At 51.9% G+C, this 14,430-nt stretch carries 15 protein-coding genes; all 15 read left to right on the top strand.

Going from position 1 to position 14,430, the window contains the following annotated elements:
- Window positions 1-13 precede the first annotated feature (13 nt).
- The 15 genes from C7459_RS11415 to C7459_RS11345 are packed head-to-tail and all read left to right on the top strand — an operon-like array spanning window position 14 to window position 14,417.
- Window positions 14-253, top strand: coding sequence for a flagellar FlbD family protein (locus C7459_RS11415; RefSeq protein ID WP_109689355.1), 240 nt, complete (start codon window positions 14-16; stop codon window positions 251-253).
- The gene (locus C7459_RS11410; protein WP_170119423.1) at window positions 231-665 is read left to right on the top strand and encodes a flagellar basal body-associated FliL family protein; all 435 of its coding nucleotides are present in this window, start codon (window positions 231-233) and stop codon (window positions 663-665) included. The genes C7459_RS11415 and C7459_RS11410 overlap by 23 nt, the downstream gene beginning before the upstream one ends.
- A gap of 32 nt (window positions 666-697) precedes the next feature.
- Window positions 698-1,696, top strand: coding sequence for a flagellar motor switch protein FliM (gene fliM / locus C7459_RS11405; RefSeq protein ID WP_109689351.1), 999 nt, complete (start codon window positions 698-700; stop codon window positions 1,694-1,696).
- Window positions 1,689-3,035: a flagellar motor switch phosphatase FliY gene (gene fliY, locus C7459_RS11400; protein ID WP_109689349.1), complete on the top strand. Its 1,347-nt coding sequence runs from the start codon at window positions 1,689-1,691 to the stop codon at window positions 3,033-3,035. Before fliM ends, fliY begins: the two co-directional genes overlap by 8 nt.
- A 23-nt stretch (window positions 3,036-3,058) precedes the next feature.
- Window positions 3,059-3,421: a response regulator gene (locus tag C7459_RS11395; RefSeq protein ID WP_109689347.1), complete on the top strand. Its 363-nt coding sequence runs from the start codon at window positions 3,059-3,061 to the stop codon at window positions 3,419-3,421.
- Window positions 3,422-3,460: 39 nt separating this feature from the next.
- A complete protein-coding gene (locus C7459_RS11390) occupies window positions 3,461-4,093 on the top strand; it encodes a flagellar biosynthetic protein FliO (protein WP_109689345.1) in 633 nt (210 codons plus the stop codon).
- An 8-nt stretch (window positions 4,094-4,101) separates the two neighbouring features.
- Window positions 4,102-4,851, top strand: coding sequence for a flagellar type III secretion system pore protein FliP (gene fliP / locus C7459_RS11385; protein ID WP_109689604.1), 750 nt, complete (start codon window positions 4,102-4,104; stop codon window positions 4,849-4,851).
- 22 nt (window positions 4,852-4,873) lie between these two features.
- Window positions 4,874-5,143: a flagellar biosynthesis protein FliQ gene (gene fliQ, locus C7459_RS11380; RefSeq protein WP_109689343.1), complete on the top strand. Its 270-nt coding sequence runs from the start codon at window positions 4,874-4,876 to the stop codon at window positions 5,141-5,143.
- A gap of 12 nt (window positions 5,144-5,155) precedes the next feature.
- Entirely contained in the window at window positions 5,156-5,941 is a 786-nt protein-coding gene (gene fliR / locus C7459_RS11375; protein ID WP_109689341.1) for a flagellar biosynthetic protein FliR, read from the top strand.
- Window positions 5,942-5,943: 2 nt separating this feature from the next.
- Window positions 5,944-7,020 carry a flagellar biosynthesis protein FlhB gene (flhB, locus tag C7459_RS11370; protein ID WP_109689339.1) on the top strand — a complete coding sequence of 359 codons (1,077 nt, stop codon included), beginning with the start codon at window positions 5,944-5,946 and terminating at the stop codon, window positions 7,018-7,020.
- 16 nt (window positions 7,021-7,036) lie between these two features.
- On the top strand, window positions 7,037-9,070 hold the full coding sequence (gene flhA / locus C7459_RS11365) for a flagellar biosynthesis protein FlhA (RefSeq protein ID WP_109689337.1): 2,034 nt from the start codon (window positions 7,037-7,039) through the stop codon (window positions 9,068-9,070).
- Complete coding sequence (flhF, locus tag C7459_RS11360; RefSeq protein WP_109689335.1) at window positions 9,070-10,377, top strand: flagellar biosynthesis GTPase FlhF; 1,308 nt, start codon at window positions 9,070-9,072, stop codon at window positions 10,375-10,377. Before flhA ends, flhF begins: the two co-directional genes overlap by 1 nt.
- Window positions 10,370-11,242, top strand: a complete 873-nt coding sequence (locus tag C7459_RS11355) for a MinD/ParA family protein (RefSeq protein WP_109689333.1) — start codon at window positions 10,370-10,372, stop codon at window positions 11,240-11,242. The genes flhF and C7459_RS11355 overlap by 8 nt, the downstream gene beginning before the upstream one ends.
- A gap of 28 nt (window positions 11,243-11,270) precedes the next feature.
- On the top strand, window positions 11,271-12,332 hold the full coding sequence (locus tag C7459_RS11350; RefSeq protein ID WP_109689331.1) for a protein-glutamate methylesterase/protein-glutamine glutaminase: 1,062 nt from the start codon (window positions 11,271-11,273) through the stop codon (window positions 12,330-12,332).
- Window positions 12,333-12,344: 12 nt separating this feature from the next.
- Window positions 12,345-14,417, top strand: a complete 2,073-nt coding sequence (locus tag C7459_RS11345; protein ID WP_109689329.1) for a chemotaxis protein CheA — start codon at window positions 12,345-12,347, stop codon at window positions 14,415-14,417.
- Window positions 14,418-14,430: the final 13 nt, after the last annotated feature.

The following is a 14,430-nucleotide window of genomic DNA, read 5'->3' as shown; positions in this document are numbered from 1 at the left end:
GTGAATTAAGACCATGATTCCGGTCACCAAATTCAATCGCTCGACGGTGTATGTCAATGCTACACTCGTCGAGTCGGTTGAATCGACTCCAGACACGATGATTACGCTGGTCAACGGGAAAAAGCTAATCGTTCGTGAGACTGTCGAGGACGTTCTGAAGATGGTTGAAGAGTACTACCGAAGAGTTGGGCTGCTCGCTATACAAGTCCAACAGAATGCGGAGGTATCAGATGTTTCGGAACAAGGCATTTAATATTGCTCTACTTACCATTATCGCTGTCGTATTGATTGGGATCTTGGGTCTTGTCGGCTACAAAATGTTTTGGAAAACAGACGGTGCGGAACCAGAAGTGCCCACCGCAAAGGAATTGCTGGCCAGCCAATTTGAAATTGGCAAGATGACCACGAACTTGGCTGGGAACGCTCTCATCCAAGCTACAATCTCCGTCCAAGGAGATAGCACCAAGATGAAGACCGAACTCGAAGAACGCAAAGTGCAAGTGAAAGACGTCGTCAACTCCGTTCTGCACAAAACAACGCCGGCAGACTTAGAAAAGGCGGAAGGCATTGAACTGCTGAAAGTCAAGCTGATTGGCGAACTGAACAAAGTGATGCTTGAGGGGAAAGTAACCAACGTGTACATCTCCGACATCGTCGTTCAATAAAGAACATCCTGGTCCAAAGGAGGTGATGACCGATGGCTGAGGTCTTGTCGCAAAATGAAATCGACGCCCTGTTATCAGCGTTAACTTCTGGTGAAATTACTGCGGAAGAGATCCGCAAGGACGATTCTGACCGCAAGATCAAAGTGTACGATTTCAAACGCGCCATGCGTTTTTCCAAAGACCACATCCGAAGCATTACGCGGATCTTTGAGAACTTTGCGCGCCTGCTCACCACATACTTTTCAGCCCAATTGCGAACGTTCGTCCAGATTTCCGTCGTTTCTGTCGACCAGTTACCTTACGAAGAGTTCATTCGCTCCATTTCCAAGATGACGATCCTAAACGTGTTCAATTGCCGACCACTTGAAGGAAAGTTCGTGATGGAAGTACACCCGAACATCGCCTACGCGATGCTTGACCGCCTGCTCGGTGGTGCGGGTCTCGGAACGGATGTCTTGCGCGATTTGACAGAGATTGAAATGACGATTATGGAACGCGTGTTCGGACGGGCGCTTGATAATTTTGAAGAGGCTTGGAAGGGCGTCGCAGAGTTGGTGACAGAACTTGATCACTTGGAGGTCAATCCTCAGTTCTTGCAACTGGTGTCTCCTAACGAAACCGTTGCAGTTGTCTCCTTGTCTACCAAGATCGGAGAAATCACCGGGATGATCAACATTTGTATGCCGCACGTCGTGCTGGAACCGATCGTCCCGCAACTCTCCACCCACTACTGGATGGGTACTTCGAAGAGCACCAAGGATTATAGTGAGGAATGGGAATCCATCCGTCAAAACCTTGGGAAGACGCAAGTACCGTTGGTTGCTGAACTTGGTTCCTCCTCGATCTCCATTGGCGAGTTTCTCGCCTTGAACGTGGGCGATGTGATCACGCTGGACCAAGACGTCAAAGCAAAACTCCAACTCAAAGTAGGAGAACGACTGAAGTTCACGGGTCAACCTGGAACCGTGCGCGGCAAAGTCGCGGTGCAGATTTCACAAGTTATAGATGAAGGAGTGGGCGATGATGAATAAGGATGTCTTGTCACAACAAGAAATCGATGCCCTCCTCAGGCAGAATGGCGACGACGACGGCACTGACACGAATTCCGACGATATCCGCTTGAATGAACACCTGAGCGACTTTGAAACAGACGCTCTCGGGGAGATCGGGAACATTTCGTTCGGGACTGCTGCAACGGCTCTTTCGACTTTGCTGAGGCAAAAAGTAGACATCACGACTCCGAAAGTATCGGCCGTGCTTCGCAGCCAACTGAGCAATGATTTCCCTCTGCCGCACGTGGCAATCAAAGTGGAATATACAGATGGTTTTATCGGTGCAAACGTTCTAGCGATTCGTGTTGAGGATGCGCAGATTATTGCTGACTTGATGATGGGAGGCGACGGGACAACTGCTCCGTCTGAACTCAACGAACTCCATCTGTCTGCTGTAGCAGAAGCGATGAACCAGATGATGGGCTCCGCTTCTACTTCGATGTCGACGATTTTCAATATGATGGTCAACATCACGCCGCCGATTGTAGACGTGATGGATTTTGACAACAAGCAATCCGCAACGCTGTTCCCGAACGACGAAGTGCTGATCAAGATTTCCTTCCGTCTAATCATCGGGACACTGATTGACTCGCACATCATGCAGTTGGTTCCGATTGCGTTCGCAAAAGACATGATCTCGAAACTGACGGGCGGTATGGACGATCCGGCTGCATCCGAACCTGCACCGCAACCGGTCGCGGCTGCCCCGGTAGAACCGACTCCGGTCGCGGCAACCCCTGCACCGCAGCCGATGTATGAGGCACCGGTTGCTCAGAGCGCACAGGGACACTACCCGCCGCCGCAACCGAACTACCCACAACAACCGATGTACGCGGAACAACCGCCGGCTGGTTACCCACAATATCCACCTCAGTACCCGCCGCAACCGTATGCGTATCCTCAGTATCCGCCGCAATACCCGCCCCAAGGGTATCCGCCTGGTTACATGGACCCGGCACTTCAAGCTCCTGCCAATCAGCCGCGTCCCGTTCAACAGAACGTCAATGTGCAGCCAGCTCAGTTCGCTTCGTTCGATGCGTCCGACATTACTGGTGCGCAAGGGAATCTTGACCTCTTGCTAGATATCCCGCTTTCGATTACTGTTGAATTAGGACGCACAAAGAAATTAATTCGTGACATTCTCGAACTCGTACCTGGTTCGATCGTCCAACTAGACAAATTGGCAGGGGACCCGGTTGATATCATGGTCAACAATAAGTTGGTCGCCAAAGGAGAAGTCGTAGTCATTGACGAAAACTTTGGTGTACGGGTCACGGATATTATTAGTCCGGCCGAACGAGTTCGCAAATTACAGTAATTTAGACTAGGGGGAACCAAACAATGTCTCACAAAATCTTGATCGTAGACGATGCGGCCTTCATGCGGATGATGATTAAGGAAATCCTCACCCGCAATGGTTTTAACGTGGTAGGAGAAGCGCAGGACGGCGCACAAGCTGTTGAAAAATACAAAGAATTGCGTCCGGACCTCGTGACCATGGACATCACGATGCCGGAGATGGACGGGATCCACGCGCTCAAAGAGATCCGTGCATTCGACGCCAACGCGAAAGTTATCATGTGTTCCGCGATGGGCCAACAAGCCATGGTTATCGATGCAATTCAAGCTGGTGCGAAAGACTTTATCGTCAAGCCGTTCCAAGCCGATCGTGTTATCGAAGCGATCAAGAAGACTTTGGGCTAGTTTTACCCTGAACGTCAACATCTTAGAAAGGGTGGGGTCATGCGACCGACGATCAAACGTATCAGTACCGCTATGGCTGTTGCGCTGGGTACTTTCTTGTTGTCCTCCCCACCTCACGTGTTGGCGGTTGGCGAAAACGTCACGGATTTGATAAATAACAAGCAAAACGGGTCCGTTCCGACGGCACCGCCAGCTGCCTCCGGTGATGGTTCGCTCCTATGGTCGTTGTTACAATTGATTTTCGCCTTAGGGATTATTATAGCCATCATTTATTTCCTGATTCGATTCCTCTCGCAGAAAACGAATCTCTCCCGCAACCAAGTGTTCCAGTCGCTGGGCGTCCAATCGCTTGGCAAGGACCGCTCGGTACACTTGCTCTCCGTCGGGGACAAAGTGTACCTGCTAGGAGTAGGGGACAGCATTACGCTGTTGGATACTGTAACCGACGCCGCCTTGATTGAACGACTGCGGGAAACCTCCCAGCAGCCACTCGCACGTCCGGTATCGGGCATGCAAGAATGGATCACCCGCCTGCGCCCTAAATCCAAAGCTCAGGCGGAAGAGGTCCGAGTAGAAGAATTGCCGTTTGACGCTGCCTTGCGCGAAAAGCTACACAACCTGAAGGAAAGGCGTCATCAGACGGTCGACGATTGGCAGGATCCTTCCAAATGAAGATAAACATGAGAATGCTCTTCCTCTTCGTCATGATGCTGTTCACTTTGGTGTGGGCGCACCCGGCGCTTGCGGAAGGGACGGCTGTTCCAGGCATCAACATCGGTGTTTCAACATCGGACAACCCTGAATCTGTTGCGACCTCTTTGCAGATCATCACCATCTTGACGGTGCTTTCCTTGGCGCCGTCGATCTTGGTTCTGATGACCTGCTTTACTCGTATCGTCGTCGTGCTGTCATTTGTGCGCAACGCCTTGGCGTTGCAACAGATGCCACCGACACAGGTTTTGATCGGGCTCGCGATGTTCATGTCGCTTTTCGTCATGTACCCGACGCTTACGACGATCAATGACCAAGCGCTTCAACCGTATCTGCAAGGACAACTCTCTCAGACGCAGGCGCTTACTCAGGCCGAAATTCCGCTCAAACACTTCATGGCGAACCAGACTCGCCCACAAGACCTGCAGCTGTTTTTGGACTACCGCAAACAGCCCATGCCAGACTCTGTAGAGGCGATTCCGCTCTCCACACTAGTGCCGTCCTACGTGATCAGTGAATTGAAGACTGCGTTTGAGCTAGGCTTCATGATCTTCATCCCTTTTTTGATCATCGATATGGTCGTTGCGAGCGTGTTGATGTCAATGGGGATGATGATGCTGCCGCCGGTGATGATCTCAATGCCGTTCAAGGTCTTGTTGTTCATCATGGTCGACGGTTGGTATCTCGTCGTCAAGTCCCTGTTAGCCGGTTACCAATAAGGTATGGGAAGGGTGTTACGTCATGAGCAGTGATTTCGTGATCACGCTCGGTCAAAACGCCATCTGGACGATGCTCAAGATCTGTGCGCCTTTGCTTGGGGTCGGGCTTTTGGTAGGGTTGATTGTCAGCGTGTTTCAAGCCACCACGCAAATTCAGGAACAGTCGCTGCAGTTCATCCCGAAGTTGATCGCCGTCTTCGTGACGATGCTGGTTTTCGGGCCGTGGATGCTCTCACTGACTCTGGATTTTACGCGCGGAATCCTCGGCAACTTAAGTTCGTTTATTCGATAGGGGCGATATCTGATGCTAGATGTCGCACTTCAGTATGCGCAAGTGTTTCTCTTGGTGCTCGTCCGCATGTCCAGCTTCTTTTTCCTGACGCCGTTTTTCGGAACCCGGAACGTACCGGCGTCCGTGAAAGCAGGGCTGGCTTTTTTGTTAACGATCATCATCACTCCCTCAATTGCGACAACGGATATGGGAGCGCTCTACATGGGAGCCTCATTTGCCGATCTGGTGCTGGTCTTGGTGAAGGAATTTATGGTGGGCATAACGCTCGGATTGACGGCCGCGATGATCTTCGCAGCTGTACAGCTGGGTGGGATGTTCATCGACCTTCAGATCGGGTTCGCGATGGCCAATGTCTTTGACCCGATGTCTGGAGCTTCCTCTCCGCTGACCGGTCAATTCAAGTACGCACTCACGTTCTTGTTGTTTTTAGGACTCGATGGTCACCACGGTCTGATTACCGCGATGATGCAAAGCTACAACTTCGTTCCGATTGGAGCTTTTCAGATAACTGACAACCTGATGTCTGTGCTGATGGCGACGTTCTCTGCGATGTTCGTGTTGGGGTTGAAGATCGCAATTCCAGTTGTTGCTGTACTATTTTTGATCGATTTCGGATTTGCAATGCTTTCCAAAGCTGTTCCACAGATGAACGTGTTTGCGCTTGGGATGTCGTTAAAGACTCTCATTGGCGGGCTGATGATCATCGTCACTTTGCCAACGTTCATCTACCTTCTCCGCGAGATGTTCCATACGATGTTTACTCAAATGGACACCGTTCTGCGGGTGCTAGGAGGATAACGATGATTCAACTGAACCTCCAGTTGTTTTCCGGCGAGAAGACAGAAAAACCAACAGCTAAGAAACGGGGCGACGCCCGCAAAAAGGGGCAGGTCGCCCGCAGTCAGGAGTTCGGCCAAGCGGCCGTTCTTCTGGCCGGACTCTTCACCATCAAAGTACTTTCCGGTTACTACATGGATCAGTTCACACACATGTTTCAGTTTGACCTGACCGGTGGACTTTATTACAAATTGACAGATGAATCAATCACACCACTGTTTTTAAAATTTCTGATCCAGCTTGCCAAGCTGATCTTGCCGGTTGCTGGTGTTATCATGGTAGTCGGTGCCTTTACTTCGTATCTACAAGTGGGCTCGCTGTTCACTTTAACGCCTTTAATGCCTGACTTCAAAAAAATCAACCCTATCGATGGGTTTAAACGAATTTTTTCGATGCGAACGTTCGTCGAACTTCTAAAATCGATTGTAAAAATGCTCGTGATCGGTTTTCTCGTGTACAGTGAACTGAAGAGCGGTTGGATGAGAGTCAGCCAACTCGGTGAGATGGACGTCATCGACATACTTTCTGTCATCAGTTCACTTGCCTTCGGGATCTTTTGGAAAGTTGGGCTTGCGATATTTGCGATCGCGCTTGCCGACTTGATCTACCAACGCTTCGACTTTGTGAAAAACCTCAAGATGTCCAAGCAGGAGGTCAAGGAAGAGTACAAGCAGATGGAAGGGAGCCCGGAAGTCAAAGGCAAGATCAAAGAGCGCCAGCGTGCGATGGCGATGCGTCGCATGATGTCTGACGTACCGAAAGCCGATGTGATCATCACCAACCCGACGCACTTTGCAGTGGCTCTTAAATACGACCCTGACAACATGGAATCCCCCCAGGTGATCGCGAAGGGTGTAGATGAAACGGCCCAACGAATCAAGAAGATTGGCCGAGAAAGCAATGTGATATGTGTCGAAAACCGCCCACTTGCGCAAGCGCTCTACAGAACGGTCGAAATCGGGGATGCTGTCCCGGGGGACCTTTTCCAAGCGGTTGCCGAAGTGCTAGCGTATGTATACAGACTAAAAGGCAAGGTGTAGGTAGGAGGGACCGGGGTTGAAACTCAAAGACTTAGGAGTCATCGGAGCTGTCATTGGGATCGTCATCATGATGGTCATCCCTTTGCCTACTTTTTTGCTAGACTTCTTGTTGATCATCAATTTAAGCATCGCCTTGACGATTCTGCTCGTGGCGATGAATACCAAAGAACCGCTTGATTTTGCGATCTTCCCCTCGCTTCTGCTTTTGACGACGCTGTTTCGGTTGTCTCTGAACGTGTCGTCCACCCGAGCCATTCTCTCAACAGGGGAAGCTGGGGAAGTCATTCACACGTTCGGTACATTCGTCATCGGAGGGAATGCGGTCGTCGGTTTTATCGTGTTCTTGATTCTCGTCATCATTCAATTTCTTGTCATCACCAAAGGTTCGGAGCGCGTAGCGGAAGTCGCAGCACGCTTCACCTTGGACGCGATGCCGGGTAAGCAGATCTCCATCGATGCTGACTTGAACGCAGGTTTGATCAATGAAAATGAAGCGCGAGCAAAGCGAACTAAAATTTCACGCGAAGCTGACTTCTACGGGGCGATGGATGGTGCCTCGAAATTCGTCAAAGGCGACGCGATCGCAGGGATCATCATCGTTGCGATCAACATCATTGCTGGTTTCATCATCGGGGTAGCCATGCGTGGCGAGTCCGCCGTGCAAGCGATGCAAAACTATACCATCCTCTCTGTCGGTGACGGGTTGGTCTCGCAGATTCCGGCCCTGCTCATCTCGACAGCAACGGGTCTCGTCGTCACCCGAGCGGCATCGGAGGAAAATCTCTCCGACGACCTCATCAAGCAGTTGCTCGCTTATCCGAAAATGCTGTACATCGTCGGGGCCGTGATCGGGATGCTTGGCATCTTCACACCGATCGGTGTGCTGAAGGCTTGGCCGATCGCAGGTTTGATCGTGTACGGTGGCTACATGATGGAACGCACGATGAAACTGGAGACGATCCGCGAGTTGGAGCAAGTGGAGGAGAACAAGCAAGAAGAAGTACGCAGCCCAGAGAGTGTGATCTCGCTCATTCATGTCGATCCGATCGAGTTCGAGTTTGGATACGCGCTGATCCCGCTCGCAGACGTCAACCAAGGCGGTGACCTGCTCGACCGTGTCATCATGATCCGCCGCCAATTTGCGATGGAAATGGGGCTGGTCGTTCCGGTGATCCGCATCCGTGACAACATCCAACTGCGTCCGAACGAATACGTAATCAAGATCAAAGGCAACGAGGTAGCCCGTGGTGAGTTGTTGCTTGACCACTACCTTGCGATGAGCCCTGGATTTGACGACGAGAACATCGTGGGCATCCCGACGAAGGAGCCAGCTTTTGGACTTCCGGCGCTCTGGATTGCGGACAACATCCGTGAACAGGCCGAATTCGCTGGTTACACCGTCGTTGATCCACCATCGGTCGTCGCAACTCACCTGACGGAAGTTCTTCGCAAGCATGCGAGCGAGCTGCTCGGTCGCCAAGAGACCAAGCAGCTTATCGATTCGCTGCGTGAGACCTACCCGGCGCTCGTCGACGAACTGGTGCCAAGCCAGATGTCGATCGGTGAAATCCAAAAAGTGCTCATCAACCTCTTGCGCGAAAAAGTTTCCATCCGCGATCTGGTCACGATTCTCGAAGCCTTGGCCGACTATGTTGGGTATACCAAGGATGCGGACATCTTGACAGAGTATGTTCGCCAGTCACTTTCTCGCCAGATCACAAACCAACACAAGGCGGGTGGCGGTCCGCTCAAGGTGATCACCTTGAGTCCGAACGTCGAAAAGCTGTTGCTGGACAACATCCAGGGTTCGGAACAAGGTACGTTCTTGGCGCTGGACCCACGCGTTTCACAACAGATCTACCAGAAGTTGGCGGAACAGGTGCAAGTGGTGACCAACCTTGGCCACTCGCCGCTCCTGCTCACCTCGCCAAACACTCGGATGCACGTTCGCAAATTGATCGAGCGCGTGTTGCCGGATGTGGCGGTGCTTTCCTTTAACGAACTCGATACTACCGTTGATGTTCAAAGCGGAGGGGTGGTGAACCTGTAATGCTGGTCAAACGTTATTTGGTCAAGGAAATGCCGGAAGCGGTCGCGATGATTCGAGAAGACTTGGGTAAGGACGCGGTGATCCTTTCCACCAAAAAAATTCAGAGCCGAGGCTTCCTCGGATTGTTCAGCAAAACGCACATTGAAGTGGTGGCTGCGGCCAATGAGGAAAAACCGCCGGAACGCCCGCCGGTTTCACCTTCATCGATGCCGCGCAACTTCGCGATGGGCGCTTACCAACAACATCAAGTGCGACCCACTGCCGCAGGCGCGACTGCAACCTTAGAGCCGGAACGAGCAATGGCGTTCCAACCTGAGGCAGCCCCACCGGTTGCCCCTGTTGCTGCGGTGTCCGCCACCCCTGTGGAGCCAGTTCTAGAACCTCCACAAGTCTTTACGGAACCGCTCCTTGCTCCCCGCGCTAAGGAGGATGACACACAGGTTTTGAAGGAAGTGCAAGACCTGCGACACCTGATTCGCAGTCTTATCCACACCACGGATAACAAAGTGCTACCTGAGGCGGTTGTCCGCGTTCGCAAGGAACTTCTAGCGAATCAAGTTGATGAGGAATTGGTTGACGACCTTGTTGAACGAGGAATTCGCGAGTTCCAACAAGTTCAAGACATCACTGAGCAGGAATTTCGAGGTATTTTGACAAAGTTTATAAGTGAGGAGTTGGAGAAGGTCGGTGTTCCGTCATCGATTGCTCCAACCACCCGCGTTGCTTCGTTCATGGGACCGACTGGCGTGGGGAAGACCACAACGATTGCGAAGCTCGCAGCTGAGCAAGTGTTGTCGCACGGCAAGCGGGTCGGGCTGATCACCACCGACACGTACCGAATCGCAGCGGTGGAGCAATTGCGCACCTACGCAACGATTCTGAATCTGCCGTTGGAGGTCTGTTACTCGCCGGAGGATGTCCAGCGGTCGATGGAAAAGTTCGCAGAGTTTGACTTAATTCTCGTCGACACAGCAGGGCGTAACTATCACAACCAACTGAACGTCCGGGAGTTGAAGCCATTTTTACAGGCGCTAACACCGGATGAAACGTTCTTGGTACTTGCGTTAACCTCGAAAGCGTCCGACCTCACCGACATCGTGAAAAACTTCGAGCAAGTACCGATCCAGAAGTTTTTGTTCACAAAGGCTGATGAAACCACAAGCTATGGCGCGATCTACAATTTAGTCGTCCGTCGCAACATTCCGCTGTCGTACCTGACCACGGGTCAGACCGTTCCCGATGACATCGAGATCGTGTCTGCCCAAAAAGTAGCGAGTCTAGTAGTGGGAGAGAAGTCCGATGCATGACCAGGCACAGCGTTTGCGTACGATGGTCGCACAAGCCAATCGCAGCTCGGCCGGCCGGGACACGCGGGTGATTACAATCTCCAGCGGCAAGGGTGGTGTCGGCAAGTCGAACTTCACTCTGAATTATGCGCTTGCTTTGGCAGACCAAGGCAAGAAGGTCGTCATTCTCGATGCTGACGTTGGATTTGCCAACATTGATGTGCTGATGGGCGTCAAGCCGAAACTTACGTTGGCAGAACTGATCCGTAAGCAGGTTACCGTGTGGGACATTTTGGAAACTGGTCCGATGGGCATCAAGTTCATCGCCGGAGGTTCAGGATTTCAAGACCTGCTTGATTTACAGCCGGAGCAATTTGACTACTTGATCGAGCAACTTGGATTGTTACAAGGATACGCGGATTACGTGTTGATCGATACGGGGGCAGGTTTGACCGCCCAATCGCTCCGTCTCATCTTGGCGGCAGATGATATCTTTGTCGTCTTGACACCAGAGCCGACTTCGATCACCGATGCGTATGCGTTAATCAAGATGGTCATCAACCGCGAACCGAATGCCCGTATGAAACTGTTGGTCAACCGGGCCCAATCGAATGAGGAAGGTCGGGAAGCGGCAGACAAAATCAAGCTCGTTGCGGAACGTTTTCTCAACTTGCAGATCCCGATTCTTGGCATTCTGCCGGATGACCCAAACGTTCTCAGGTCGGTCAAAAAACAAGTGCCATTTTATATCGCACACCCTGAGACCGTCGCATCTCGCAGTCTTAAGCAGTTGATTCAAGCGCAATTGCACGGGGAAGCAGAGCAGGACACGTCTCCAAAGGGTATGAAACAGTTTCTGCATCGTATGGCTCGGCTGTTTCGATAAAATTGGAATTAAAGGATGAATGACCGGGATGAAGCCGATTCAAGTTCTCGTCTGTGACGATTCAGCACTTATGCGTCGCATTATCAGCGACATTCTCAAGTCGGACCCTGAAATCATCGTAGTAGGGACAGCCAAGAACGGTCAGGAAGCTCTCGACCTTATTCCGAAATTGAAGCCGGATGTCTTGACGCTAGACATCGAGATGCCGGTGCTCAATGGCTTGGAAGCGTTGCCGATGATCTGGCGCAAGTACAAAATTCCCACCATCATGCTCTCCAGCCTCACACAAGAAGGGGCGGACGCCACGATCAAAGCGTTGGAACTTGGCGCGTTCGATTTCGTTGGTAAACCATCTGGGTCGATCTCGCTCGACTTGGCGAAGATCAGCGAGGATCTACTTCATAAAATTAAAGCCGCCGCAAAAAAGGAACAAGTCGTCCAAAGCACGAAGTACTTTAAACCATACCCGAAACCGATTCCCGCTCCGCCAAAGCCAATGCGCACGGCGAAGCGCGTCGAAGAGATTCTGGCGATCGGCACGTCAACAGGTGGTCCGCGCGCTTTGCAGGTGGTTCTATCGCACCTACCAGGCGAACTACCCGCTGCCGTAGTGGTCGTCCAGCACATGCCAGCGGGTTTTACAAAGTCACTGGCACAACGTCTCGACCAAATCTGCACCGTCCGCGTACATGAAGCGCATGACGGTCAGGTGTTGGAAGAAGGTCATGTGTACATCGCTCCGGGGGATTACCACATGCGAATTGTGGAACAAACCTCAGGTACGTATGTTATTCGGTTAAACCAAGAACCGCCGCTTGGCGGTCATCGTCCCGCTGTAGACATCATGTATGACTCTGTTGCAGAACTTCGCGGTGTTCGAGTACGAGCTGCGATCCTGACGGGAATGGGCGGAGATGGCGCGAACGGCATGGTGAAGATTAAGGCCCAAGGCGGTCGAACGATCGCGGAATCACAGGAATCATGTGTTGTATTTGGAATGCCGCGCACGGCCATCGCCAAGGGTTGCGTTGACATCGTCGCCCCGTTGAACCGCATCGCGGACGAACTCACGAAGCCTTGGAAACGCTAGGAGGTGTCAGACATGGACATGAATCAATATTTGGATATGTTCATTGAGGAATCAAAGGAACATTTACAGGCGATCAACGAAAATTTGCTGTCTTTGGAGCAAAACCCGCAATCTCTTGACATCATTAATGTCGTTTTCCGGTCCGCACATACGTTGAAAGGTATGGCGGCAACGATGGGCTTTGAAAAGATGGCACATCTGACTCACGATATGGAAAACGGTCTGGACCTGATGCGCAATGGCAAGCTGTCTGTAACCCAATATGCGATGGATGTACTGTTCAGTTGTGTAGACGTATTGGAAACTCAGCTCAACCAAATCATCGAGACGGGAACTGATGCAGGCGTCAACGTGGACAGCTTGGTGGAACAACTGAAAGCGATCGCGTCAGGCAAACCTGTTGCAGCCGCAACACCAGCACCCGCTGTGGCTGCAGCGAACGTGGTTGTACCGCCAGATGCTACGGGAACTGGCAACCTCAGCTTAAACGAATATGAATCGACCATTCTCCAGCAATCGAAGGAGAAAGGCTTCATCGCTTACCAGATCAACGTAGAACTCGAAGAAAAGTGTGTGATGCGTGCAGCTCGTGCCTACATGGTATTTGACGCTTATGAGCGAATCGGCGAAATTATCAAGTCTGACCCGCGTGTTGAAGACCTCGAAGAAGAGAAGTTCGAGAATGAATTCATGCTCGTACTCGTCACGCAAGAAGATGTCGAAAAAGTTCGTAAAGCCGGACTTAACGTGTCGGAAGTGTCCAATGTCACCGTAACGGTGATCGACGTACACGTTTCGGCCCCGGAGGCTGTCGTCGCGATCCCACAAATCGCACCGATCATCCAAGCTGCTCAACAGGTTGCTGCAACCTCTGCACCTGTAGCTGCTGCACCGAAAGCAAGCGTCCAAGAAACGACGAAAAAGCCGCAACTTGGCAAATCGGTCCGCGTGGACATCGAACGCCTCGACGTGCTGATCAATCTGTTCTCCGAATTGGTCATCGACCGTACTCGTCTCGAACAGATCGCCCGCGACCTCGGCAATCAGAGTTTGTATGAGACTGTCGAACACATGAGCCGCATCTCCACCGACCTGCAAAACATCGTCATGACGATTCGGATGGTTCCGGTCGAGACGGTCTTCAATCGCTTCCCGCGCATGGTTCGCGACTTGGCGCGCGACCTCAACAAAAAAGTCAACTTTGTCATCCGTGGACAAGAGACCGAACTCGATCGTACTGTCATCGACGAGATTGGCGATCCGCTGGTACACTTGTTGCGTAACTCGCTCGACCACGGTCTGGAAAAGCCAGAAGCTCGCCTGCAAAACGGCAAGGACGAAACGGGTCTTGTCGAACTGGTCGCCTTCCATTCTGGCAACCATGTCTTTATCGAGATCACCGATGACGGCAACGGTATCAACCGCCAAGGCGTGTTGAAAAAAGCGTTGGAGAAGGGCGTTGTCGACCAGTTCACGGCGGAGAACATGACCGACCAACAGGTATACGACCTGCTCTTCCACTCCGGCTTCTCGACGGCAGAAGTGATCTCCGATGTCTCCGGTCGCGGTGTGGGCCTCGACGTCGTCAAAACCAAGATCGAATCGCTCGGCGGTCGTGTGCTCGTGCAATCGACCCCTGGTAAAGGCACCAAGTTCAGCATCCAATTGCCGCTGACCCTGTCGATCATCCAAGCGATGCTGGTTCAAATCGCGGATGAGAAATACGCGATTCCGCTCAGCTCGATCATCGAGACGGCCATCATCAACAAAGCGGATATCAAGAAGGTCCACAAGCAAGCGGTTATTGATTTCCGTGGTCGCGTCGTTCCGTTGCTGTCACTGGAAGATATCTTCTCCATCCCGCGTCCGGATCAGCAAAACCTTGACGAGCAGAATGTTGTCATCGTACGCAAAGGTGACAAGATGGCGGCGCTCGTGGTTGACTCCTTTATCGGGCAACAAGAAGTGGTCTTGAAGTCGCTTGGTAAGTACCTGACTGGCGGCGTGTTCGCAATCTCTGGTGCCACCATCCTCGGCGATGGACAAGTTGCACTGATCATGGATTGCAACGCTCTGATTCATTAATCGTTGGGACTCA

It is taken from the genome of Tumebacillus permanentifrigoris (assembly GCF_003148565.1).
In the GTDB taxonomy this organism is placed as follows: Bacteria; Bacillota; Bacilli; order Tumebacillales; family Tumebacillaceae; genus Tumebacillus; species Tumebacillus permanentifrigoris.
Note: the sequence above shows the minus strand (reverse complement) of the source record. Positions and strands in the feature narration are given on the sequence as shown.

Excerpts from the sequence above, each read along its gene's own strand:
- C7459_RS11415 (WP_109689355.1), top strand. The coding sequence starts at position 14 with ATGATTCCGGTCACCAAATTCAATCGCTCGACGGTGTATGTCAATGCT.
- C7459_RS11410 (WP_170119423.1), top strand. The coding sequence starts at position 231 with ATGTTTCGGAACAAGGCATTTAATATTGCTCTACTTACCATTATCGCT.
- fliM (WP_109689351.1), top strand. The coding sequence starts at position 698 with ATGGCTGAGGTCTTGTCGCAAAATGAAATCGACGCCCTGTTATCAGCG.
- fliY (WP_109689349.1), top strand. The coding sequence starts at position 1,689 with ATGAATAAGGATGTCTTGTCACAACAAGAAATCGATGCCCTCCTCAGG.
- C7459_RS11395 (WP_109689347.1), top strand. The coding sequence starts at position 3,059 with ATGTCTCACAAAATCTTGATCGTAGACGATGCGGCCTTCATGCGGATG.
- C7459_RS11390 (WP_109689345.1), top strand. The coding sequence starts at position 3,461 with ATGCGACCGACGATCAAACGTATCAGTACCGCTATGGCTGTTGCGCTG.
- fliP (WP_109689604.1), top strand. The coding sequence starts at position 4,102 with ATGAGAATGCTCTTCCTCTTCGTCATGATGCTGTTCACTTTGGTGTGG.
- fliQ (WP_109689343.1), top strand. The coding sequence starts at position 4,874 with ATGAGCAGTGATTTCGTGATCACGCTCGGTCAAAACGCCATCTGGACG.
- fliR (WP_109689341.1), top strand. The coding sequence starts at position 5,156 with ATGCTAGATGTCGCACTTCAGTATGCGCAAGTGTTTCTCTTGGTGCTC.
- flhB (WP_109689339.1), top strand. The coding sequence starts at position 5,944 with ATGATTCAACTGAACCTCCAGTTGTTTTCCGGCGAGAAGACAGAAAAA.
- flhF (WP_109689335.1), top strand. The coding sequence starts at position 9,070 with ATGCTGGTCAAACGTTATTTGGTCAAGGAAATGCCGGAAGCGGTCGCG.
- C7459_RS11355 (WP_109689333.1), top strand. The coding sequence starts at position 10,370 with ATGCATGACCAGGCACAGCGTTTGCGTACGATGGTCGCACAAGCCAAT.
- C7459_RS11350 (WP_109689331.1), top strand. The coding sequence starts at position 11,271 with ATGAAGCCGATTCAAGTTCTCGTCTGTGACGATTCAGCACTTATGCGT.
- C7459_RS11345 (WP_109689329.1), top strand. The coding sequence starts at position 12,345 with ATGGACATGAATCAATATTTGGATATGTTCATTGAGGAATCAAAGGAA.